General features: G+C 63.9%; 23 protein-coding genes and 4 pseudogenes. 19 read left to right on the top strand and 8 right to left on the bottom strand.

The genetic code is table 11. From position 1 onward, the window contains the following. Positions 1-146: 146 nt before the first annotated feature. From F2982_RS04270 to F2982_RS04240, 7 genes are all read left to right on the top strand, one after another. On the top strand, positions 147-566 hold the full coding sequence (locus tag F2982_RS04270) for a Na+/H+ antiporter subunit B (protein WP_130278746.1): 420 nt from the start codon (positions 147-149) through the stop codon (positions 564-566). Continuing rightward, complete coding sequence (locus F2982_RS04265) at positions 566-943, top strand: Na+/H+ antiporter subunit C (protein WP_112719170.1); 378 nt, start codon at positions 566-568, stop codon at positions 941-943. Before F2982_RS04270 ends, F2982_RS04265 begins: the two co-directional genes overlap by 1 nt. A 237-nt stretch (positions 944-1,180) precedes the next feature. After that, positions 1,181-2,731, top strand: a complete 1,551-nt coding sequence (locus tag F2982_RS04260) for a Na+/H+ antiporter subunit D (RefSeq protein ID WP_203429334.1) — start codon at positions 1,181-1,183, stop codon at positions 2,729-2,731. Continuing rightward, positions 2,728-3,201 carry a Na+/H+ antiporter subunit E gene (locus F2982_RS04255; protein ID WP_112719168.1) on the top strand — a complete coding sequence of 158 codons (474 nt, stop codon included), beginning with the start codon at positions 2,728-2,730 and terminating at the stop codon, positions 3,199-3,201. The genes F2982_RS04260 and F2982_RS04255 overlap by 4 nt, the downstream gene beginning before the upstream one ends. Beyond that, positions 3,198-3,560: a cation:proton antiporter gene (locus tag F2982_RS04250; protein ID WP_203429333.1), complete on the top strand. Its 363-nt coding sequence runs from the start codon at positions 3,198-3,200 to the stop codon at positions 3,558-3,560. Before F2982_RS04255 ends, F2982_RS04250 begins: the two co-directional genes overlap by 4 nt. Further along, positions 3,557-3,889, top strand: coding sequence for a monovalent cation/H(+) antiporter subunit G (gene mnhG / locus F2982_RS04245; protein ID WP_199626812.1), 333 nt, complete (start codon positions 3,557-3,559; stop codon positions 3,887-3,889). The genes F2982_RS04250 and mnhG overlap by 4 nt, the downstream gene beginning before the upstream one ends. Before the next feature lie 438 nt (positions 3,890-4,327). Beyond that, on the top strand, positions 4,328-4,759 hold the full coding sequence (locus F2982_RS04240) for a MucR family transcriptional regulator (RefSeq protein WP_112389884.1): 432 nt from the start codon (positions 4,328-4,330) through the stop codon (positions 4,757-4,759). Between the two features lie 64 nt (positions 4,760-4,823). Here F2982_RS04240 and F2982_RS04235 read toward each other — a convergent pair whose 3' ends face one another. Together F2982_RS04235 and F2982_RS04230 are read right to left on the bottom strand one after the other, a co-directional pair. After that, positions 4,824-6,023, bottom strand: a complete 1,200-nt coding sequence (locus F2982_RS04235) for an MFS transporter (protein WP_203429332.1) — start codon at positions 6,021-6,023, stop codon at positions 4,824-4,826. Positions 6,024-6,470: 447 nt separating this feature from the next. Then, positions 6,471-7,366, bottom strand: a pseudogene (locus F2982_RS04230) (AraC family transcriptional regulator). A gap of 98 nt (positions 7,367-7,464) precedes the next feature. Between F2982_RS04230 and F2982_RS04225 the strand changes: the two are divergent. The 3 genes from F2982_RS04225 to F2982_RS04215 all read left to right on the top strand — a co-directional run bounded on the left by F2982_RS04225 (position 7,465) and on the right by F2982_RS04215 (position 9,781). Next, positions 7,465-8,217 (top strand): SDR family oxidoreductase, encoded by a 753-nt coding sequence (locus F2982_RS04225; RefSeq protein ID WP_203429331.1) that lies wholly within the window; start codon positions 7,465-7,467, stop codon positions 8,215-8,217. A gap of 327 nt (positions 8,218-8,544) precedes the next feature. After that, positions 8,545-8,985: a helix-turn-helix domain-containing protein gene (locus F2982_RS31500; RefSeq protein ID WP_246777509.1), complete on the top strand. Its 441-nt coding sequence runs from the start codon at positions 8,545-8,547 to the stop codon at positions 8,983-8,985. Next, on the top strand, positions 8,978-9,781 hold the full coding sequence (locus F2982_RS04215) for a DUF6456 domain-containing protein (RefSeq protein ID WP_203429330.1): 804 nt from the start codon (positions 8,978-8,980) through the stop codon (positions 9,779-9,781). Before F2982_RS31500 ends, F2982_RS04215 begins: the two co-directional genes overlap by 8 nt. Before the next feature lie 7 nt (positions 9,782-9,788). Here F2982_RS04215 and F2982_RS31495 read toward each other — a convergent pair whose 3' ends face one another. Continuing rightward, positions 9,789-9,953: a hypothetical protein gene (locus tag F2982_RS31495; RefSeq protein WP_246777576.1), complete on the bottom strand. Its 165-nt coding sequence runs from the start codon at positions 9,951-9,953 to the stop codon at positions 9,789-9,791. Between the two features lie 164 nt (positions 9,954-10,117). Between F2982_RS31495 and F2982_RS04210 the strand changes: the two genes are divergently transcribed. Then, positions 10,118-10,783 (top strand): hypothetical protein, encoded by a 666-nt coding sequence (locus F2982_RS04210; protein ID WP_348652512.1) that lies wholly within the window; start codon positions 10,118-10,120, stop codon positions 10,781-10,783. A gap of 287 nt (positions 10,784-11,070) precedes the next feature. Beyond that, positions 11,071-11,835, top strand: coding sequence for a siderophore-interacting protein (locus tag F2982_RS04205; RefSeq protein WP_203430010.1), 765 nt, complete (start codon positions 11,071-11,073; stop codon positions 11,833-11,835). A 60-nt stretch (positions 11,836-11,895) separates the two neighbouring features. Here F2982_RS04205 and F2982_RS04200 read toward each other — a convergent pair whose 3' ends face one another. Next, positions 11,896-12,750 (bottom strand): LysR family transcriptional regulator, encoded by an 855-nt coding sequence (locus F2982_RS04200; protein ID WP_203429329.1) that lies wholly within the window; start codon positions 12,748-12,750, stop codon positions 11,896-11,898. Between the two features lie 89 nt (positions 12,751-12,839). On the opposite strand from F2982_RS04200, the gene F2982_RS04195 reads away from it, so the two are divergent. Beyond that, entirely contained in the window at positions 12,840-13,541 is a 702-nt protein-coding gene (locus F2982_RS04195; RefSeq protein WP_203429328.1) for a haloacid dehalogenase type II, read from the top strand. Between the two features lie 20 nt (positions 13,542-13,561). After that, positions 13,562-14,353, top strand: coding sequence for an aldolase (locus tag F2982_RS04190; protein ID WP_203429327.1), 792 nt, complete (start codon positions 13,562-13,564; stop codon positions 14,351-14,353). A 118-nt stretch (positions 14,354-14,471) separates the two neighbouring features. Here the strand turns inward: F2982_RS04190 and F2982_RS04185 are convergent, their stop codons facing one another. Continuing rightward, the gene (locus F2982_RS04185) at positions 14,472-14,897 is read right to left on the bottom strand and encodes a sulfocyanin-like copper-binding protein (RefSeq protein WP_203429326.1); all 426 of its coding nucleotides are present in this window, start codon (positions 14,895-14,897) and stop codon (positions 14,472-14,474) included. Positions 14,898-15,207: 310 nt separating this feature from the next. Continuing rightward, entirely contained in the window at positions 15,208-15,630 is a 423-nt protein-coding gene (gene arr, locus F2982_RS04180; RefSeq protein WP_203429325.1) for an NAD(+)--rifampin ADP-ribosyltransferase, read from the bottom strand. A 156-nt stretch (positions 15,631-15,786) separates the two neighbouring features. Between arr and F2982_RS04175 the strand changes: the two are divergent. From F2982_RS04175 to F2982_RS04165, 4 genes and pseudogenes are all read left to right on the top strand, one after another. Then, positions 15,787-16,231 (top strand): annotated as a pseudogene (locus tag F2982_RS04175) (DUF2721 domain-containing protein). Positions 16,232-16,285: 54 nt separating this feature from the next. After that, a pseudogene (locus tag F2982_RS31490) lies at positions 16,286-16,384 on the top strand (EamA family transporter); the annotation flags it as partial. A 24-nt stretch (positions 16,385-16,408) separates the two neighbouring features. Continuing rightward, complete coding sequence (locus tag F2982_RS04170; RefSeq protein WP_203429324.1) at positions 16,409-16,585, top strand: hypothetical protein; 177 nt, start codon at positions 16,409-16,411, stop codon at positions 16,583-16,585. Further along, positions 16,557-17,093 carry a GNAT family N-acetyltransferase gene (locus F2982_RS04165; protein ID WP_203429323.1) on the top strand — a complete coding sequence of 179 codons (537 nt, stop codon included), beginning with the start codon at positions 16,557-16,559 and terminating at the stop codon, positions 17,091-17,093. Before F2982_RS04170 ends, F2982_RS04165 begins: the two co-directional genes overlap by 29 nt. Before the next feature lie 120 nt (positions 17,094-17,213). Here F2982_RS04165 and F2982_RS31485 read toward each other — a convergent pair. Beyond that, a pseudogene (locus tag F2982_RS31485) lies at positions 17,214-17,309 on the bottom strand (VOC family protein); the annotation flags it as partial. Positions 17,310-17,878: 569 nt separating this feature from the next. Here F2982_RS31485 and F2982_RS04160 point away from each other — a divergent pair. Next, on the top strand, positions 17,879-18,457 hold the full coding sequence (locus F2982_RS04160; protein ID WP_203429322.1) for a hypothetical protein: 579 nt from the start codon (positions 17,879-17,881) through the stop codon (positions 18,455-18,457). 29 nt (positions 18,458-18,486) lie between these two features. On the opposite strand, the gene F2982_RS04155 is transcribed toward F2982_RS04160, so the two are convergent. Then, positions 18,487-18,861, bottom strand: coding sequence for a VOC family protein (locus F2982_RS04155; RefSeq protein ID WP_203429321.1), 375 nt, complete (start codon positions 18,859-18,861; stop codon positions 18,487-18,489). Between the last annotated feature and the right edge of the window lie 134 nt (positions 18,862-18,995).

Below are 18,995 nucleotides of genomic sequence, written 5' to 3'. Positions count from 1 at the left end.
AAGGTGCCCGATAGGGCGGATGAGGGGGCCGCTGGCTCGGCGCGCACCATCTCGTCCACAACCGTTTTACCGCATGGCCCCCTCATCCGACCCTGCGGGCCACCTTCTCCCGAGGGGAGAAGGGAAGGCAACAGGGAGGCTCGCCCATGAACACGCTGATCTTTCGCACCATCGCCCCGTTCCTCACGGCCCTGATGCTGCTCTTCTCCGTTTTCATCCTGCTGCGCGGGCATAACGAGCCGGGCGGCGGCTTCATCGGCGGGTTGATCGCAGCTTCGGCGCTCGCGATCTATGGTATCGCCAATGGTGTCCCGGCGGTGCGCCGCGCCATCCGGTTCCACCCGCTCGCCATCGCCGGAGCAGGGCTCTTAATGTCCTCGGTTGCCGGCCTGATTTCCATCTTCGCCGCCGTGCCCTTCATGACCGGGCTCTGGATCTACCCTGTGATCCTCGGCGTCGAGGTGCCGCTCTCTTCGGTGATGCTGTTCGATTTCGGCGTCTATTTCGTCGTACTCGGCGCCATCACCGCCATTGCCCTGACGCTCGAGGAAAGGGAGGTGGAATGATGGAGCCGTTGCTTGCCATTCTCTCCGGGCTGTTCTTCACCGCCGCCATCTATCTGATGCTGTCGAAATTCTCGATCCGCATCATGCTAGGGATCGCCATCCTCGGAAACGGCGTCAACCTGCTGCTGTTCACCGCTGGCCGCCTGACCCGCGAAGTGCCGCCGATCATCCCCGCCGGTCTCGACACGCTGCCGCAGGGCGCTGCCAATCCGCTGCCGCAGGCCCTGATCCTGACGGCGATCGTCATCTCCTTCTCCTTCCTGGCCTTCCTGCTGGTGCTGACCTACCGCGCCTATCAGGATATCGGCACCGACAATACCGACGAGATGCGGCTTGCCGAGCCGCGCGACGAGCCGGTTCCGCCGGTGGGGTATTGATGATGGGCGTTGTGTGGATCGAAGGCCCTCTCTGCCCTGCCGGGCATCTCCCCACAAGGGGGGAGACGACTCGTGGCAGGCTCACCACTCCCTTATCAAGCAGGGCGGCGGCTTCACGCTTCCGGATGACTGCCGGGCGAGCGGACGCGTCCAGCGTTTCTCCCCCCTTGTGGGGGAGATGCCCGGCAGGGCAGAGAGGGCCTTTTTCCCGGCCACAACGCCGCGAGAGGCGCACTGATGGCGACCCCCACCACTGCAATCGACCTCTCCACCGCCATGCTCACCGCCCCCGTTCCGGCGGGCCATTGGCTCGTCATTCTGCCCGTCGCGCTCTGCATCGTCCTCGGCGCCCTGCTGCTGACGCTGCGTGCCCATGTCCGCCTCCACGCCCCGATCGCCGTGATCGGCCTCGCGGCCCTCGTCGTCATCGACGCGCTCCTGCTGCAGAAGGTCATCGCCGAAGGGCCGGTCACCATGGTGATGGGCCGCTGGCTGCCGCCGTTCGGCATTGCCTTCACCGCCGATCTTTTTGGGGCGCTGATGGCGCTTGCGGCGGCGATCGCAGCACTGGCAGGCAGCCTCTATGCGCTTGCCGATACCGATGCCGGGCATCGCCGTTTCGGCTTCTTCCCGCTGCTGCTTCTCCTGATGGCCGGTGTCAGCGGCGCCTTCTTGACAGGAGACGTCTTCAATCTCTATGTCTGGTTCGAGGTGCTCTTGATCTCGTCCTTCGGCCTGCTGATCCTCGGCTCCGAGCGCCGGCAGATCGACGGCGCGATGAAATATGCGGTGCTGAATCTGATCGCCACGACGCTGTTTCTGACGGCCGTCGGCTATCTCTACGCCATCTTCGGCACGCTCAACATGGCGGACGTGGCGCAGAAGGCCGCAAGCCTTCGCGACAGCGCGCCGCTGGTGACGCTCGCCGCACTCTTCCTCTTCGCCTTCGCCATGAAGGCCGCCGCTTTCCCGGTGAATTTCTGGCTGCCCGCCTCCTATCATACGCCGCGCATCGTCGTTTCCGCGCTGTTCGCCGGCCTGCTCACCAAGGTCGGCATCTACGCGCTGATCCGCGTCATGGTCATGCTGATGCCGGTCGAGCGGGAAGAACTCAGCCTGCTAATCGCCGTGCTCGGCGCAGCAACGACGCTCTCCGGTGCGCTCGGCGCGCTGGCGCAGACCGATATCCGCCGCCTGCTCGGCTATGTCGTGATTTCAGGCATCGGCAACATGCTGGTCGGCATATCGATCGGCACGCCGGGCGGCGTCAGCGGCGCGATCTTCTATGCGCTGCATTCGATCGTGCTGATGGTGGCGCTCTATTTCGCCGCCGGCATTGCCGGTCGCCTCGGCGGCAGCTTCTCGCTGGCGTCGCTCGGCGGCCTTTACCGGGCGCGCGGCTGGTTTGCCGCCGTCTCGCTCATCCTGTTCTTCGCCGCCTCCGGCCTGCCGCCGTTTTCCGGCTTCTGGCCGAAGCTGATGCTGGTCAAGGCCTCGCTCGATGTCGGCGCCTGGTGGCTGGCGGCATCGCTGCTGGTGGGCGGCTTCCTCACCACCATCTGCTTCGGCCGCGTCTTCCTGCTCGCCTATTGGCGCCCGGCCGGCGAGGCGGCCGCACCCGCCGCAATCGGCTGGACCATGACCGTGCCGCTGCTGCTCCTGACCGCACTCGTCGTTGCCTTCGGCATCCTGCCGGAACAGCTCCTGTCGCTCACCCAGTCAGCGGCCGAAAGCCTCGCCGATCCCTCCGCCTATATCCACTCCGTCTTCCCCGGAGGCGTGCCATGATCGCCTTCCTCTTCAATCTGCTGCTCGCCATCGCCTGGGCCGCCGTCTCCGGCAGCGCCTCGCCGCACAATCTGCTGCTCGGCTTCGTGCTTGGCGCCATCGCGCTCGCGATCGTGCGCCAGTCGATCGGCCGCGGCGCCTATGTCTTCCGCGCCGGCCGCATCCTGTCTCTGGCGCTGCTCTTCCTGAAGGAACTGGCGCTCTCGGCCTGGACGGTGGCGCTCACCGTCCTCAAGCCGAGGATGGATATCAAGCCCGGCATCTTCGCCTTTCCGCTCACCGTCGACCGCGATTTCGAGATCACGCTGCTCGCCAATCTCATCACGCTGACGCCCGGCACGCTCTCCGTCGATGTCAGCGACGACCGCCGCACGCTCTATGTCCACGCGCTCGACTGCTCCAACCCGCAGGCCGCCCGCAAGGCGATCGCCGAGGGCTTCGAGCGCAAGATCATGGAGGCCTTCCGTTGATGGAACCGTCAGCCATCGTCGCGCTCGCCGCCAATATCGCGCTCGCCGTCCTCGGCCTGGCGCTGCTCTTGACCGCCTGGCGCATCATCGCCGGGCCGACGATATCGGACCGGGTGGTCGGCCTGGATATGCTGACCGGCATCGCCATCGGCTTCATCGCCGTCGTCGCGGTCAAGACCGGCTTCACGCTCTATATCGACATCGCCATCTCGCTCGGCCTCGTCGGCTTTCTGGCCACCGTCGCCTTCGCCCGCTTCGTGCTGTCGCGCGGCGAGCAGCAGGCGCCGCCCGCCGTCAAAAAGTCCAAGCCCAAGGGCAAGCCGAAGCGCAAGGCCGCCAAGCCGGGGAGGGCAAGCTGATGGAATATGCGATCGCGATCCTCGTCTCGCTTCTGATGCTCGGCGGCGCCTTTTTCGCGCTCGCTGCGGCGATCGGCGTGCTGCGTCTGCCTGATCTCTATTCGCGTATGCACGCGGCGTCCAAGGCTGGCACAGTCGGTTCCGGACTGCTGCTTCTGGCGGCCGGCACCTATTCCGGGGAATTTGCAATCTTTGCGCGAGCGCTAGCCGGCATCGTCTTCCTTCTACTGACCGCTCCGGTTGCCGCGCACCTCCTGGCGAAGGCCGCGCATGCGACCGGGCACAAATTGTGGGACGGTTCCGTACGTGATGAGATGCGCAAACGATGAGAGTATAAAATACAGGGCGTTAAGCAGTTTTACGCAAATTTTGCCTTCGCTTATGGACTAAAGTCGGGTGCTTGCTTGCAAAATCTTAATGTGCGTCGATTTTTTACGTAGAAATCACGCAAATAAGAATTGGACTTTCGGTAAAACGATGATAATTGAATTGTAAGTAGAGTTCTGATTTCGAATTAGAATCGTTTCGCTTTTCCATCCTTAACATTGATATCCAATGTCTAATTAGGGCTGCGGTCGAAGAGTGCGACGGTATGATTCGGATTCAGGCAGTATTGGGACAGAATTCGGCGGCAAGAATCTAGGGGTGGATTCGCGTTTTAGGACATGCTGCCTTAGGCTGGACTTCTGCTGTTAGCCTCTACGAAGGCGATCTTTTTGCTTCTCGAAGCATAGATCATCCATGCATGCGAACAGGAGAAACAAAATATGACGGATACCGCGACCGGCACTGGGCCGGAATTGCTGGTAGAGCTGACGGCCGATATCGTAGCGGCCTATGTCAGCAATCATGTAGTCCCGGTCACCGACTTGGCCAATCTGATTTCCGACGTGCATTCCGCCCTTAGCAACACGTCCGTGCCTCAACCCGCCGCAGCGATCGTAGAAAAGCAGAAGCCTGCTGTTTCTGTCCGCAAGTCCGTTCAGGACGAGCAGATCACCTGCCTGGAATGCGGTGGCAACTTCAAGTCCCTGAAGCGCCACCTGATGACCCATCACAGCCTTTCGCCGGAAGAATACCGCGAAAAGTGGGATCTTCCCGCCGACTATCCGATGGTCGCTCCCGCCTATGCCGAAGCGCGCTCGCGCCTCGCCAAGGAAATGGGTCTCGGCCAGCGCCGCAAGCGCGGCCGCGGCTGATATCAGCGCGCTGTCGATGCCAAGAGCCGGGCTCCCGCCCGGCTTTTTTCGTTTCCGGATGCCGCTATGCCGCAAGCGCCGCTTCAGCCGGCCGCCGCCCGCGCAGCAGGCAGAGCATGACGATGGCCGAGAGCGAGCAGAACAGGCAGAGTGACAGCACCGCGCCATTGCCGTAATTGCTCATCAGCCAGATGAGAACCGGCGGCGAGGCGGCCGAAATCCAGTTGAGCGGCAGGGCGATCCGCGACAACGCCCTGGCAAATTCACCCTTGTCGTAAAACACCAGCGGGATCGTCGAGCGTGCCACTGCCAGCGCACCGCTGCTCGTGCCGTAAAGCACGAGGAAGATGCCGACCGCGACCGGTGAACCCTGCACCGCAAGCAGGATCAACAGCGACAGGCAAAGCATCGCCGACGAGCCGATGCCGATTGCCACCCCATCCCATTTGTTATCGGCGACGAAATTCACGCCGCGCGCGGCGATCTGGATGATGCCGAGCGCCGAACCGAAGGTCAGCGCCTGCGCGGCACTGAGGCCTTCGCCTTTCAAGAGCTCGATCAGCACCGAGCTGAAGCCATAGGTGATGAAGGCATTGAAGACGATCGCCGCCACGATCAGCACGAAAGTCCGGTCATGGCTGCGCGCCGCAACGGGCGCCGCCGCCACGCCTGAAGGGGCCGCCTCGATGCGTCTGCGCGGCAGGCCGAAGACATAGAGCGGCAGGCAGACGAGAGCCGTGACAAGCGCATAGACCGCGCAGGCGCCCCGCCAGCCGATCTCCGCCTGCAGAAACGAGGTGAGCGGCCAGAAGATCGTGCTCGACAGGCCGGTCACCAGCATCAGCGTACCGATCGCCCGCGCCGCCTTGCGCCCGGCAATCTCGTTGAGCAGGATATGCGCCGGCATGGTCAGGCTGGCGCTCCCTGCGGCGCCGACGATCAGCCATCCCAGGAAATAGCCGGCCGGCGAATGCGCCAGCGACAGGAGAAGAAGCCCGGCCGCCGACCCGGCTGTCCCGGCAATCATCACGGCCCGCGCCCCAAGGCGCGCAAACACCCGCGACAACAACGGCGAACACGCCCCCATCACCACGTAAAACACCGTCGTCCCGGCAAAGACTTCAGGCATCCCGATCTGAAGATCCGCCGCCATCTGCGGCGCTGCGACAGCCGGAAAGCCGACCGCGCCCCAGCCGATCAGCTGGGCGATGGAGAGAACGGCGAGGGGAAGGAGAATACTGGTCTCGGTATGGTCTTCGGTCATAAATGCTATCCGATCTGCAATTGCAAATCATTAGCAAGTGAAGTGTATCGGTTTGATGACAGGGAGGGTGGGTGAGGGGGAGGGGGTGAGAGATGAGAGATGAGAGATGAGAGATGAGAGATGAGAGATGAGAGATCTCTATCTCGGGTCTTTGTTGCGATGTCCGGATGGCGGTGCCTGATCGAGTCGATAGCCTATGCGACGCCTCGCCCGTAGCCCATCACCCGGAGCCCCCTCATCCCCGGTGCAACGAGTTGCACCTGAAACCTTCGGGCACCTTCTCCCCGCTGGGAGAAGGGGACGTCGCGACGGATGCTCCTGTTGAGCTGTTGAGGCAGTAGATGGAAACGTCCCTTCTCCCCAGCGGGGAGAAGGTGCCGGCAGGCGGATGAGGGGGCCACACCCAACACCTGTCTCACGACGGTATCCTTCCCGTCTCACTCAACCTCACCCACCCCGCGCATACCGCGCCGGAGGCACCCCGCATAGCGCGCGAAGGCAACGCTGAACGTGCTCGCCGAGCCGTAGCCGACCCGCTCCGCCACCTCGTCCATCCCCATCTCCCGCCTGCGCAGCAGCTGTTTGGCCAGCGCCATCCGCCAGGCGAGCAGATATTCCATCGGCGGCAGTCCGACGACGCGGTTGAAGCGGGCGAAGAAGGCGGAGCGCGACAGCGCGGCTTCCGCCGCCAGATCGGCCACCGTCCAGGGATGGGCCGGGCGCGCATGCAGCGCGTGGAGGGCGGCGGCCAGGCGCTCGTCGGCAAGGCCGCGGCTGAGGCCGGGGGCATCCGCCGTCTCCGTGCCGGATCGCAGGGCCTCGATCAGCAACACTTCGAGCAGCCGCTCCAGCACCAGTTCGCGGGCCGGCCGCCGCTCCCGGGTTTCCTCGCCGACCAGCTGCATCAGCGTCGCCAGCCGCGGCTCACCGCGAACGATCACGACGTCAGGCAACAGCGACACCAGCAGCGCCGCATCCGGCGCGCCGAAGCTGCAATGGCCGATCCGCATGCGCAGATCCGCCGGCCCTTCCGGGCGCCCGGCGCGAAAGCGGCCGTCGCTCAGCTGCGCCGGGATCGTATCCAGCAGATCGGCTGTTCCCTCGAGGCTCTCGTTCACCAGCTCGCGCATCGCCGGCACCAGCACGAAGTCGCCGGCCTCCAGGATGAACGGCGGATCGTCCCCGAACCTGACGCGGCAGGCGCCTTCCAGGATGGCGCAATAGAACGGCTCGCCGGTGGCCTCGCGCCGGATGCGCCAGGCGCCGGCGCATTCCACCAGCTTGGAAAAGCGCGCCGCCGGCTGCAGCAGGGTGACGATTTCGGCAAGCGGATCGATGGTCATGATCAGGACTAACGCTAAAGAAATGGAGACTTCAGCCTATAGTAAGTCTTGATCACGGTCACTAGCATTGCGGCATTCCTTTTCACATGGAGACGATTATGCCTACGATTTTGATCACCGGTTGCTCGTCCGGCTTCGGCCTGGAGACCGCGAAACTCTTTCTCGAACGCGGCTGGGACGTCATCGCGACGATGCGCACGCCCGCGGCCAGCCTGCTCCCGGCGTCCGAGCGCCTGCGCGTCCTGGCGCTCGATGTTACCGGTCCCGCAAGCATCGCGGCGGCGGTCGCCAGCGCCGGGCCGGTCGACGTGCTGGTCAACAATGCCGGCTTCGGCGCTCCGGCGCCGATCGAGCTGACCGACCCCGAAACGGCGCAGTCGCTGTTCCAGACCAATGTGATCGGCACGCTGGCTATGATCCAGGCGGTGCTGCCGCAGATGCGCCAGCGCCGGGCGGGCGTCATCGTCAATGTCACCTCGACGGTGACGGCCAAGACGCTGCCGGTCATCGGCGTCTACCGTGCGAGCAAGGCGGCGGTGAACGCGCTGAGCGAATCCCTCGCCGTCGAGGTCGCGCCCTTCGGTGTGCGCGTCCATATCGTCCTGCCCGGCCGCTCGCCCGAAACCCGCTTCGGCCAGAACGCCCGCCCGCATCTGCGCGGCGCCGACGATCCCGATTACGCGCCGCTGCTCCAGCAATTCGTGAAAAGCGTGCAGGATGATACCGGCCCGGTGACCCATGCGCCGGATGTCGCGCAAGCCATCTGGCGCGCCGCCACCGATCCCGCCGCACCGCTGCGCATTCCCGGTGGGGCGGATGCGGAGATCTGGATGGCTGAAGCGGGGTTGTAGGTCGACCGATTGAGCGTCTCACCCGCGCCCCCTCATCCGCCCTACGGGCACCTTCTCCCCGGGGGGGGGAGAAGGGAAAACCGGAGACCGCCGAAACTCCCCTTCTCCCCAGCGGGGAGAAGGTGGCCCGTAGGGCCGGATGAGGGGGCTCCACGCTCGGCGCTTTGCGGTCGATCCATAATATAGGAAAATAATCCACAATCTATTTCAACACGTTATGTCACAATCAACCCAAAATCCACCAATCCTCTCCCACCCCACTCTTCCCGCCTCATCATTCTTCAGCTACGGTATATGAATTAATTCCTATTACCCAGGAGTTTTCAGATGCCGCTCAATCAAATCCCTTTACCCCGCCACCGTCTCGAAACCGCGCTTCGTCCGCTGATCGACGACGAGCCGCCGGCGCCGCCTCCGCCGCCGCGCCCGCCATCGGTCTCGCTCCCCATCCGCACCGTCTGCCGCATCGCCCAGAAGATCACCGCCGAGATGGTGATGATCACAGGCAGCCGCATGCTGGAGCGGCGCGACCGGCGGCGCATGCTCTGCCATGTCCGCCAGATCGCCATGTATGCCTGCCACACCGCGCTGCAGCTCACGCAACAGGACATCGCCGGCGGCTTCGGGCGGCACCGGTCGACGGTGGCGCATGCCTGCATGGTCGTCGAGCAGCGCCGCGATGATGCCGCCTTCGACGATTTCGTCTCGGCGATCGAGCGCACCGTCGTCTCGGTCTTCCGCTTTCCGGAGGTCTCGGCCCATGAGTGACGCTGCCAATAACAAGGCGATGCTGAAGCTCCTGCGCTTCCTGTCCGGGGGCGAGGCGAAGGTGGAGGGGCAGGGGACGCCGGTACCGGTGATCCACCGTGCCGGCAGCCGCCACGCGCTTCCGGCCGCAGTGCTTGCCGAGGCGATCTCCCGCGGCCTCGTCACCGAGACCCAGTCCCGCCTCAGCCTCGCACCCCCGGCCCGCACCTATCTGCGGCGCGCGCTCGCCGCCCGCGAGGAGGCCTTCCTCGAACAGCATGGCGAGATCGCCACGGCGGTCCGCGAGATCGACGGCACGCCGCAGACCCTGCGCGTCAACGAGGCGGAATCGCCGCTCGCAGCGCTCGCCCGTCTGAAGGACAAGGGCGGTGAGCCCTTCCTCCCCGCCGAAGCATTGGCCGCCGGCGAGCGCCTGCATGCCGATTTCACCCGCGCCCAGCTGCAGCCCCGCGTCACCGCCTCCTGGCAGCCGCGCCTCTCCGGCCGCACCAGAGGCGAGCGCGGCGGCATGGCCGATCTCGCCGACAGCGCCATCGCCGCCCGCATCGCCGTCAACCGCGCCATCGAGGCGATGGGGCCGGAGCTTGCAGGCGCAGCCCTCGATATCTGCTGCTTCATGAAGGGCCTGGAAACCGTGGAGCGCGAACGCCAATGGCCGGTGCGCTCCGCCAAGCTGATGCTCCGCACCGCCCTCCTGGCACTCGCCCGCCACTACAACCCGCCGCGCCGCAGCGCGCGGATGCAGCATTGGGGCGAGGAGGGATACAGGCCGGGGATGGAGACCTGGCCCGCTTGACCTCAACCTAGGTTGAGATGCCAGGCTTGCGCCGATCGGCGCGGAGGTGGAAATGATTGTTCTTGGTGACGAGCAGCTGGCGGCGATGCCGGCAATGGCATTGGCGATAGAGGTGGTCGAGGAGGCCCTGGCGGCAAAGGCCGCCGGTCTCCTCATCGCGCGCCCACGGCATGCGGTTCCCTTTGCGGGGGCGGGAAGCCTCGTCTTCACCGTCGGAGGGTCGATGGGGAGCGGGCTCTGGCCGGTTTCCGCGCCTACGAGACCTTCGCCGGGAGCAGGCAGGATCAGGTCGTCGCCGTCTGGTCGATCGCGACCGCCAGGCTGGAAGGCGTCGTCGTGGGCGAACAGCTCGGCGCGATCAGAACCGGTGCGATCGGCGGCATCGCCATCCGTCGCATGTCCTCCGGGAGCGCGGCGAACGTTGCCGTGATCGGCAGCGGTCTGCAGGCCCGGACACAGCTCGAAGCCGCATCGATCGTCCGGCCTCTCCGGCAGGTCCGCGTCTTCAGCCGCAACAGCGAAAGATGCCGCGCTTTCGCTGCCGGGATGGAAGCCCGGTTGAAGCTGCCCGTCTTGCCCGAGAGTTCGGCGCGCGAGGCCGTAGCCGATGCTGACATCGTCATTTGCGCCACGGACAGCAGGGTTCCCGTTATCGAGGCCGCCTGGCTGAAACCCGGCGCGCATGTCAATTCCGTCGGCCCCAAGACGGTGGATGGCCACGAGCTCGACCTCGATATCGCCCTCAAGGCGGCGATGGTCGCCACCGATTCCATCGAGCAGACGACAGCCTATGACGCACCGTTCTTTCTCTCCAAGGCTGCTGCTGCCGTGCCGCTTGCCGATCTGAGCGCGCTTGCCGGAAATTCATCCGCAAGACCTGTGGGAGAGGACGAAACGACCCTGTTCTGCTCCGCCGGCCTTGCCGGAACGGAAGTCTTCGTCGCCGCCAAGCTGATTGCCGCCTATCGCGATCGGCTGGAAGCGGGCGGCTCAAATACCTGAAGCCATCATCTTTTTTGATCCGCCATCGCATCCTATATTGCCATTCAGACGACCATCGGACCCACCCGCCTTGCATAAGTTAAATCTTAGCAACATTGGATATATCCGCCGCGCGGCCTCTTGCGCCGGGGGGCACTGTCGGTTTAAGCCGGTTCGTCACTGTCCGGGCGTCTGCCCGGCCACGTAAGCGTTAACGTCACTCAACGCGTATGATCGAACGGCTCTGCGGCTTCGATCTGCGCGACTGTGTCCTGCGGATCGAGCTTTATGAGCCCCTGAAGGACAAGATGGATACCAACGCCAAAGATATTTCCGCCCCCGAAATCGAACGTGTCAGGCATGAGCTGCGCCGCCGCTCGCTGGTCGCCGAAAGCGTCACCGACATCACGCCCGGCATGCGCCGCGTCGTGCTCCGTGGCGAAGACCTCGCCGATTTCGTCAGCCTCGCGCCGGATGACCATATCAAGGTCATCGTTTCAGGCGCCGATGGAGAGGAAGAGCGCCGCGACTATACCCCGCGCCGCTATGACAACGCCGCCCGCAGCCTGACCATCGATTTCGCCCTGCACGAGGCCGGCCCGGTCACCCAATGGGCGATCGATGCGAAACCGGGTACCATGCTCGAAATCGGCGGCCCGCGCGGCTCGGCGGTGATCTCCGACAAGGTCAGGCGCTGGCTGCTGGTCGGCGACGAGACCGCGCTTCCGGCAATCGGCCGGCGCGTCGAGGAAAGTGGCGAGGGCACCGTCATCACCGTGCTCGGCGCCGTCGCCGGGCCGCAGGAGCAGCAGAGCTTCGAGACAACGGCTGAGCTCACCACCCGCTGGGTCCACCGCCCGCTCGATGCCGCAACCGATGCCGCGCCGCTGATCGCCGCGCTGAGCGGCATCGACATCGCCCCGCAGACCCTCGTCTGGGTCGCCGCCGAGGCCTCGGTCGTGCGCGCCATCCGCGCCTATCTCACCGAGGAGCGCGGTTATCCGCTCGCCTGGATCAAGGCCTCCGGCTATTGGGTGAAGGGCAAGGCCGATACGACGGAAAAGTTCGGCTGAGACACCGGCTGAGGGGCGGGCGCCACGCTCGCCCCTGCCGCATTTCCGGGCCAATCGGCCCTAGGGCGCCAGATTGCCGGTCAGGAATTCGCCGAGCGATTTCGCTTCCGCCGAAAGCCGCGGCCGTCCTTTCACCAGCGCCAGCTCCGATGCCGGTTGCGGCTCGAAGCCATCGGCGGCCGAAAGCGGCCGGTGCTCTGGCAGCACCGCATCCGATGGCAGCAGGCTGATGCCGAGCCCGGAGGCGACGGCCGCCTGCACGCCCATCAGCCCCTGGCTGGTATAGGCGATCCGCCAGCGCCGTCCGCTGCGCTCGATGGCGCGGATTGCCCGCTCGCGGTAGATGCAGCCGACCGGGAAGACCGCCAGCGGCACCGGATCGCTCTCCGCCGCCCGCGTTTCACCCTCCACCCAGATCAGCTCTTCCTTCCAGCTTGCGAGTGCTGGGCCATCGCCCGGCTCCCGCTTGATCAGCGCCAGGTCGATCTCGCCGGCTTCCAGCAGCCGGCGCAGCTCCGTGCTCCAGCCGCTCACCGTATCGAGCCTTATATGCGGGGAGGCGGCCGAAAAGCCCGAGAGCAGCCCGATCAGCCGCCGCCCGGCGAAATCCTCGGGCACGCCGAGCCGCACCGTGCGCGGCGCCGCCGGCCTGCGCATCGCCTCGGCCGCTTCCTCGGCGGTCGAAAGCAGCCGCCGGGCATAGCTGAGCAGCAGCTCGCCCGCCTCCGTCGTCTGCACCCCGCCCGTCGTGTCGCGCAACAGCAGCGCATGGCCGATATTGGTCTCCAGCTTCTTCACCTGCTGGCTCACCGTCGATTGCGTCAGATGCACCCGCTCGGCCGCCCGGGTGAAGCCGCCGGTATCGACGACGGCGGCGAAGGTCTTGAGGAGATCGAGATCGAAACCGTAGCTCATTTGATTTTTCACTGAGGGAAATTTTCTTATTTAATTTCTCAATGGCGCCGGCCTTTGTCAATCTGCCCCCACACAAGGAGACGACGGATATGACCCTTCCCGGAAACCGCCCAAGCTGGCTGACCTTCGATTGCTACGGGACCCTCATCCAATGGGACGAGGGCCTGCTCGCCGCCATGGACAGGATCCTGTCGGCGAAGGGCGGCGACATCGACCAGCCCGCCTTCATCGCCACCTATGACCGCCACGAGCACGCGCTGGAGGAAGAGCGTCCGCACCGCTCGTTCAAAGGGGTCAGCGCCATCGCGTTGGAGCGGGCGATGGGTGAATTCGGCCTCGCCTTCACCCCTGACGATGCCGAAATCCTGACCTCCTCGATCGGCAGGATGCCGCCATTCCCCGAAGTGGTGGAGACGCTGGGGCGCCTGAAGGCGGCGGGCTTCCGCCTCGCCATCATCTCCAATACCGACGATGCGATCATTGCCGGCAACGTCGCCCAGCTCGGCGGCCATGTCGACCGCGTCATCACCGCCGAGCAGGCCGGCGCCTACAAGCCCACCACCCAAATCTTCCATCATGCCTGGAAACAACTCGGCATCGGCATGAATGATCTCGTCCATATATGCGCAAGCCCGCATCTTGACCTTGCCGCCGCCCGCAGATTGGGCTTTCGTACGGTCTGGGTCGATCGCAGCACGGGGCGCAAGCCGCTCAGCGATTACAGCGCCGATGCGGTCGTCCCCGATCTCGAAAAGGTACCCGGCGTGCTCGCTGCCGCCGGCTGGATGTAACCACTGCTGCGGAGGCAAACATGGCTCACGAACTGAACATCACCAAGGGCGGGCCTGCCCTCCTGCGCAATGTCTCGCTCGATACCGAGGAGATCTGGAAGGCGCGCGCCGATCTCGCCGCCTGCCTCAGGATGGCGGCGAAACTCGGCCTGGAGGAGGGGATCTGCAACCATTTCTCGGCCATCGTCCCCGGCCATCCCGATCTCTTCATCGTCAACCGCCTCGGCTGGGCCTTCCAGGAGGCGACGGCCTCCTCGCTGCTGATCTGCGATTTCGACGGCAATGTCGTCGCCGGTGACGGCGTGCCGGAGGCGACCGCCTTCTATATCCACGCCCGCCTGCACAAGATGTCGCCCCGCGTCGGCGCCGCCTTCCACACCCACATGCCGAATGCCACGGCGCTCAGCATGGTCGAGGGCGAGCCGCTGATCTTCGCCGGCCAGACCGCCCTGAAATTCTATGGTCGCGTTGCCGTCGACGAGAATTACAACGGCCTGGCGCTCGACGAACGCGAAGGCGACCGCATCGCCGCCGTCCTCGGCGGCAACGACATCCTGTTCATGAAGAACCACGGCGTCATGGTCTGCGCCCCCAATATCGCCGAGGCCTGGGACGATCTCTACTACCTCGAACGCGCCGCTGAAGTGCAGCTCAAGGCCATGAGCACCGGCCGCCGCCTGCTGCCGGTTGCGCCCGAGGTGGCGGCGGCTGCGGCGAGGCAGATGCGCGAGGGCGACCCGGAAAGCGCGCGGATGCATCTGGAAAGTGTGCGCCGGGTGCTGGATCGGGAGGGGTCGGGGTATCGGGATTGAGGGCGTTGGTGCGGTTGTGGGCCGGCAAATGCCTGAAGACCATTGGAAGATGGGGCGGTGGGGGGATCGCCCACGGAGGCTTGGAAATTCCGGCGGCAAAGACGCCGCCGGACCGATATCATTTGACCACAGTTAGCGCGGCATGCATCCCTGCTTCGAAATGACCCTTGATGTTGCAGAGGAGAAGATAGGAGCCCGGTGCAAGCTTAGCCTTCAGCGTACCATCGGCACCTGGTTTGAGGTCGGAAACCTCTCCCAAGCTTTTGAGTTGCTTCTCGTCGACTCGGTGTTTGCCTTCCGCAACGGAAACCTGTTGGTTCGATGCCTTGAGTTTGACCAGAACCATCTCGTGTTCTTCGGTCATTGCGTCATTGTGGACCATGAATACGACGTCGCCTGCCTTCACTGTCGGCTGATCAACAGTCAGGGTCATAGGGCCGCCGCCCTCACCATCTTCAGTCACCTTGATCGTTGTGGCGGCGAGCGTTGGAGTTGCCAAGCACAGCACACCAAGCGCGACAAAAATGCTTTTGTATCGGAACATACGAACGAATCTCCTCGGTTGAGCCCAGCAGCTGGCACCTAGTGATCGAACCTGACGGGCACCTGAAGGTTGAAACGGGAGCCAAGATGCGGGGCCCGACGCTTACCCACCGCCCTGTGCCTGGAGAGCAACCCACCTCCCTCATTCCTGTTGCCTTAGGGCTGCGCCCACGGGACGTCACAGGAATCCAGTCAGCCCAAGTCCTTGGGCTGAAACGACTCTTTTGCCGCTTACGCGAAGGCGGCCGCACAGCACGACGTAGCGCTCTGGCGACAGCCGTTGACGCCCCACACCTCCGCGTCACCCCGCATCAATTGATAATCTCGGCCCGTTCATCTGAAAGCAGCACGGCGAGCCGTTCTCTCCACGCCTGCAGCGCTTCAGGCGTCAATCTGGTCCACTGCGTGATTTCGCCGATGACCTTGAGCGGTGCGCGGCTGCGGTAGGACCGGGTCGGGTTTCCGGGGAATTTCTTGTCTGTCACATTCGGGTCGTTCTCGAATGGCCCTGTCGGTTCCACAGCGTAGACATGCGGAATGCTGCCGCCTTTGATGAGTTCGGCCGCAATTTCGGCGGCAAGCCCGGCGCCGTCCACAAGGCTTGTGAAATAGATGTGGTTCATGACGACATCAGGATGGTAATTCGACCTGTACCCCGCGGTCAGCAGATCACCCGCGCGCAGCGCTGCGACTGTGCCATGAAAGAAAGGTCCCTCGTCGAGCACGTCCGTCATCGCAATCCTCCCTCGTTTGTTCCTGTCCTTCTAGCCGGCGAGCCAAGCTGCGCCAACGTCCCCTCTGGCTGAGCCTCCACCTTTCACATTGCCTCCGTGGAAGCCCCCGTCATATCCTGATATGCTCTTGCTGCATCGAACCGTCAGGGAATCCGGATGGACACCCCTCCGATCATTGTCGACTATGCAGAGGTCATCCAGACCTCGCTTGCCCCGGTTTTCCTGCTCGCCGGCACCGGCCTTTGTCGGGATCTACGTCACCCGCCTGGGGCGCGTCTCGGACAGGCTGAACGAGGTGACGGACACCCACCTGCCGCGCGAAAACCGCTCGCGCCAGCTCGTCTATCTCCGCAGCCGGACCCTCATCCTTGAGGCCGCCGTCATCCTTGGTGTCTTCGCCGGTATCTGTACTTGTTGCGCAATCCTCAATCTTCTCTCGGGCGCGCTTGCCGTGCGTCTCAGGCCAGAAAATCTGGTGTGGTTCTTCGGCGGCGCCATCGTTTCGCTGATGGCCTCGCTGGCCGCCTTCCTGCTCGAGCTCCTCGTCTCCGGCCACAGCATGCTGCGGCAGATCAAGATGGATCGCGATCAGGGCGGCTGAGCGCGCCGCCGCCCTCATCTGTGCAGCGCAGGGGAATTGTGGCATAACTCCTCCATGGCGATACATGGCTTGGCGGTCCATCGTGACACGGTCGGGACGGAAGAGGGGCCGGGCGGTTCGCTCGCTGCCGCCTATTCCGTGGGCGTCTTCTGCTCGTAGCGAAGGCGAAGGGCAAGAGTGGCCTTCGAACGTCGTGTCGGCATGATCTACGCGGTTCCGGCGTGCGCAACTATAACCAATCGCGAAGATTGCTCGATCTCCGAACTGTTCATTTTGTGGTATGTTTGTGCGATTAATCTGGCCGCCGTGCCGGAGGCGGCTTTGAATGCCCACAACATCGATCGACATCTTTGATGCTGACACGGCCGCCCGGCACCTTCCTCGATTTTCGGACATCCTGATCGACAGCGTTGAAGGCGGCGCTCTTGTTGGCCACGTAATCCCGGTGAATGCCGCCGCCGTAGCTTCCTATTGGGAGGGCGTTTTTGCCTCCGTTGGCGTTGGAGAACGTCTGCTGATTTGCGCGACGGTAGACGGCGAGATCGTGGGAACGGTACAGCTTTACCTTTCACCGGAGCCAAATGCTCCGCATCGGGGCGAGGTCTACAAGCTTCTGGTCCACCCGACATTTAGGAATCGAGGCATTGGCGAGGCGCTGATGAAAGCGGTTGAGGTTGAGGCGCGGAACCGTGCGCGAACGCTACTTCTTCTCGATACCGTTCAAGGTGGCCCGGCCGAGCGTCTTTATGGCCGCCTCGGCTGGCAGGCGATCGGCGTGGTGCCGAGACATTTTGTCGATCCGTGGGGTGAACTCAGATCGTCGGTCTATATGATGCGCTTCCTTGATTCCGAGATTTCGTGAGCAAAAACAGAATAGCGGTCGCCTCCTGCTGGGGCGCCCCCGCGAGGACGCGCGCCGCGACCGGGAGGGCCTCGGCTATCGCGCATGAGGGAAGGCGGCCAGGTGGGGCCGCACTCCATCTCACTTCGTCGCCTTGGTGCGCGCCGTCAGCTTGTTGCCGTCGGGATCCCGCAGATAGGCGACGAAGGCGCCGTTCGGGCACTCCGAGGGAGGGGCTCGATCGCCGTGCCGTGTCGCCCCTGCATGCGGCGTGTGGCTAGATGTCGCTCGCAGGGCCGTTGACCGGGCGGAAAGCCCGTATCACGCTGGACAGATGGGACAGAATACACTTTGGCCAGATCTGTTTGTGGCGGGGATCATATTCCTCTTTGTCCTTGATAATACTCTCTATGCGCGGAAGGCCCGGACTTGGGTCGAGACGCCTGCTGAAGTGCTACTATGCCGCTCTCGCGGGGAGGATCAGGTCTTGCTTCACCTCTCCTATGAATTTCGCGGAACGCAGCAAAAGATCGGTCTCAACACTTTTGGCGTCACTAACGATTTCGTCGTGGGGCGGAAAATCATTCTCCTGGTCAATCCGGAGAAGCCGGATCAATGCGTTGTAAGGCGTTGGCCTAGCGCTCATCCGCGATGATATCTGCGCTCGCAGTTGCCCTGCTTCACTTCGCCGCCTGCGTCCGCAGTGTCAGCTTGTTCCCGTCAGCATCGCGAAGAGCTAGACCAACAAGAATTCGGGAACACCACCGAACACCACTACTTCCTTGCAGAAATAACGAAGGCTCCTGATGTCAACACCTTGGGAAATAGGCCCGGTCCCAATCGCTCTGACAGTCGTTTCTGCTCCGGTCTATCTTTTCTGCCTGTTCACACGTCGAGATAGGCCGATAGCACTTGGAGCAAGTTCATTTCAGCTCGGCATTTTCACGACTGCCGCGATAGGGGCGAGATATTTCGACGGGTATTCCTACGTCGCATCGTTTGTTGCTGTACAATTGATCGCGTCCGTCCTGACCGTCGTCCTCTTCGTTCTCAGGAAGCGACAGACTTGGGCTCCGATTTGGTCTCCCGTTCGCCTCGACCCCAAAGACCTGGAAAGGCTGCGCGGCAGCGCCAGGGGCAGCCTTCTGGTGTTGGTTTTTTTGAATGTGATGAACTATTTCATCGGCCCGAAGCCGACCTGTTCTGACGGGTACGGCAGCTACAGCACGATGAAATGCGTCGACAGCCACGCGCTCTTCGGCTCCGAAAATTCGCTGTTTTTCGCGTTCTATCTCGGCGGCGCGCTGACAAGCATGTGTCTCACTCTTTCGGTTCTGGCATTGCTTCAGCTGGCTCGAAACGCATGGCTCACCCAAAAGAGATAGTGCGGGCGCGTATCGCGCCCCGCCAACCGTCACCTCACCGCCTTGGTGCGCGCCGTCAGCTTGTTGCCGTCGGGATCGCGGAGATAGGCGACGAAGGCGCCGTTCGGGCGTTCCGTGGGCGGGGTCTCGATTGCCGTGCCGCCATGCGCGGCACCGGCGGAATGCCAGGCGAGAACATGGGCCTCGCTTGCGGCACCCATGCCGATCGTTCCGCCATTGGCGGCGGTCGCCGGCTTGCCGTCGATCGGCGTGGTGATCATCAGCCGGCCGCCCTCATGGTCATAGATCAGCCTGCCTCGCGCATCCATCTCGCCGGGCTTGCCGCCCAGGGCCGTGAAGGTGGCGTCATAGAAGCGGCGCGACCGCTCCAGGTCGTTGCTGCCGATCATAACGTGGGTGAACATGTTTCATCTCCATAAGCGGGGCTATTCCGGGCTAGCCTAACCGCAGAGATGCGCAGCCGGAAAGCCAAATCAAGGTGGACCTTGCTTTCGCAGTTTCGCGGCACATGTCGCCGTTAGTAGGAAGCGGCATCACG

This window comes from Rhizobium sp. BG4 (assembly GCF_016864575.1).
Classification (GTDB): Bacteria; Pseudomonadota; Alphaproteobacteria; order Rhizobiales; family Rhizobiaceae; genus Rhizobium.
This window is presented reverse-complemented; position numbering and strand designations above follow the sequence as displayed.

Coding starts and splice junctions, on each gene's coding strand:
- F2982_RS04195 (WP_203429328.1), top strand. CDS start 12,840: ATGACCCTTCCCGGAAACCGCCCAAGCTGGCTGACCTTCGATTGCTAC.
- F2982_RS04270 (WP_130278746.1), top strand. CDS start 147: ATGAACACGCTGATCTTTCGCACCATCGCCCCGTTCCTCACGGCCCTG.
- F2982_RS04185 (WP_203429326.1), bottom strand. CDS start 14,897: ATGTTCCGATACAAAAGCATTTTTGTCGCGCTTGGTGTGCTGTGCTTG.
- F2982_RS31500 (WP_246777509.1), top strand. CDS start 8,545: ATGCCGCTCAATCAAATCCCTTTACCCCGCCACCGTCTCGAAACCGCG.
- F2982_RS04255 (WP_112719168.1), top strand. CDS start 2,728: ATGATCGCCTTCCTCTTCAATCTGCTGCTCGCCATCGCCTGGGCCGCC.
- F2982_RS04160 (WP_203429322.1), top strand. CDS start 17,879: ATGTCAACACCTTGGGAAATAGGCCCGGTCCCAATCGCTCTGACAGTC.
- F2982_RS31495 (WP_246777576.1), bottom strand. CDS start 9,953: ATGCCGTGGGCGCGCGATGAGGAGACCGGCGGCCTTTGCCGCCAGGGC.
- arr (WP_203429325.1), bottom strand. CDS start 15,630: ATGACGGACGTGCTCGACGAGGGACCTTTCTTTCATGGCACAGTCGCA.
- F2982_RS04265 (WP_112719170.1), top strand. CDS start 566: ATGGAGCCGTTGCTTGCCATTCTCTCCGGGCTGTTCTTCACCGCCGCC.
- F2982_RS04235 (WP_203429332.1), bottom strand. CDS start 6,023: ATGACCGAAGACCATACCGAGACCAGTATTCTCCTTCCCCTCGCCGTT.
- F2982_RS04225 (WP_203429331.1), top strand. CDS start 7,465: ATGCCTACGATTTTGATCACCGGTTGCTCGTCCGGCTTCGGCCTGGAG.
- F2982_RS04155 (WP_203429321.1), bottom strand. CDS start 18,861: ATGTTCACCCACGTTATGATCGGCAGCAACGACCTGGAGCGGTCGCGC.
- F2982_RS04205 (WP_203430010.1), top strand. CDS start 11,071: ATGGATACCAACGCCAAAGATATTTCCGCCCCCGAAATCGAACGTGTC.
- F2982_RS04190 (WP_203429327.1), top strand. CDS start 13,562: ATGGCTCACGAACTGAACATCACCAAGGGCGGGCCTGCCCTCCTGCGC.
- F2982_RS04260 (WP_203429334.1), top strand. CDS start 1,181: ATGGCGACCCCCACCACTGCAATCGACCTCTCCACCGCCATGCTCACC.
- F2982_RS04215 (WP_203429330.1), top strand. CDS start 8,978: ATGAGTGACGCTGCCAATAACAAGGCGATGCTGAAGCTCCTGCGCTTC.
- F2982_RS04165 (WP_203429323.1), top strand. CDS start 16,557: ATGCCCACAACATCGATCGACATCTTTGATGCTGACACGGCCGCCCGG.
- F2982_RS04200 (WP_203429329.1), bottom strand. CDS start 12,750: ATGAGCTACGGTTTCGATCTCGATCTCCTCAAGACCTTCGCCGCCGTC.
- F2982_RS04240 (WP_112389884.1), top strand. CDS start 4,328: ATGACGGATACCGCGACCGGCACTGGGCCGGAATTGCTGGTAGAGCTG.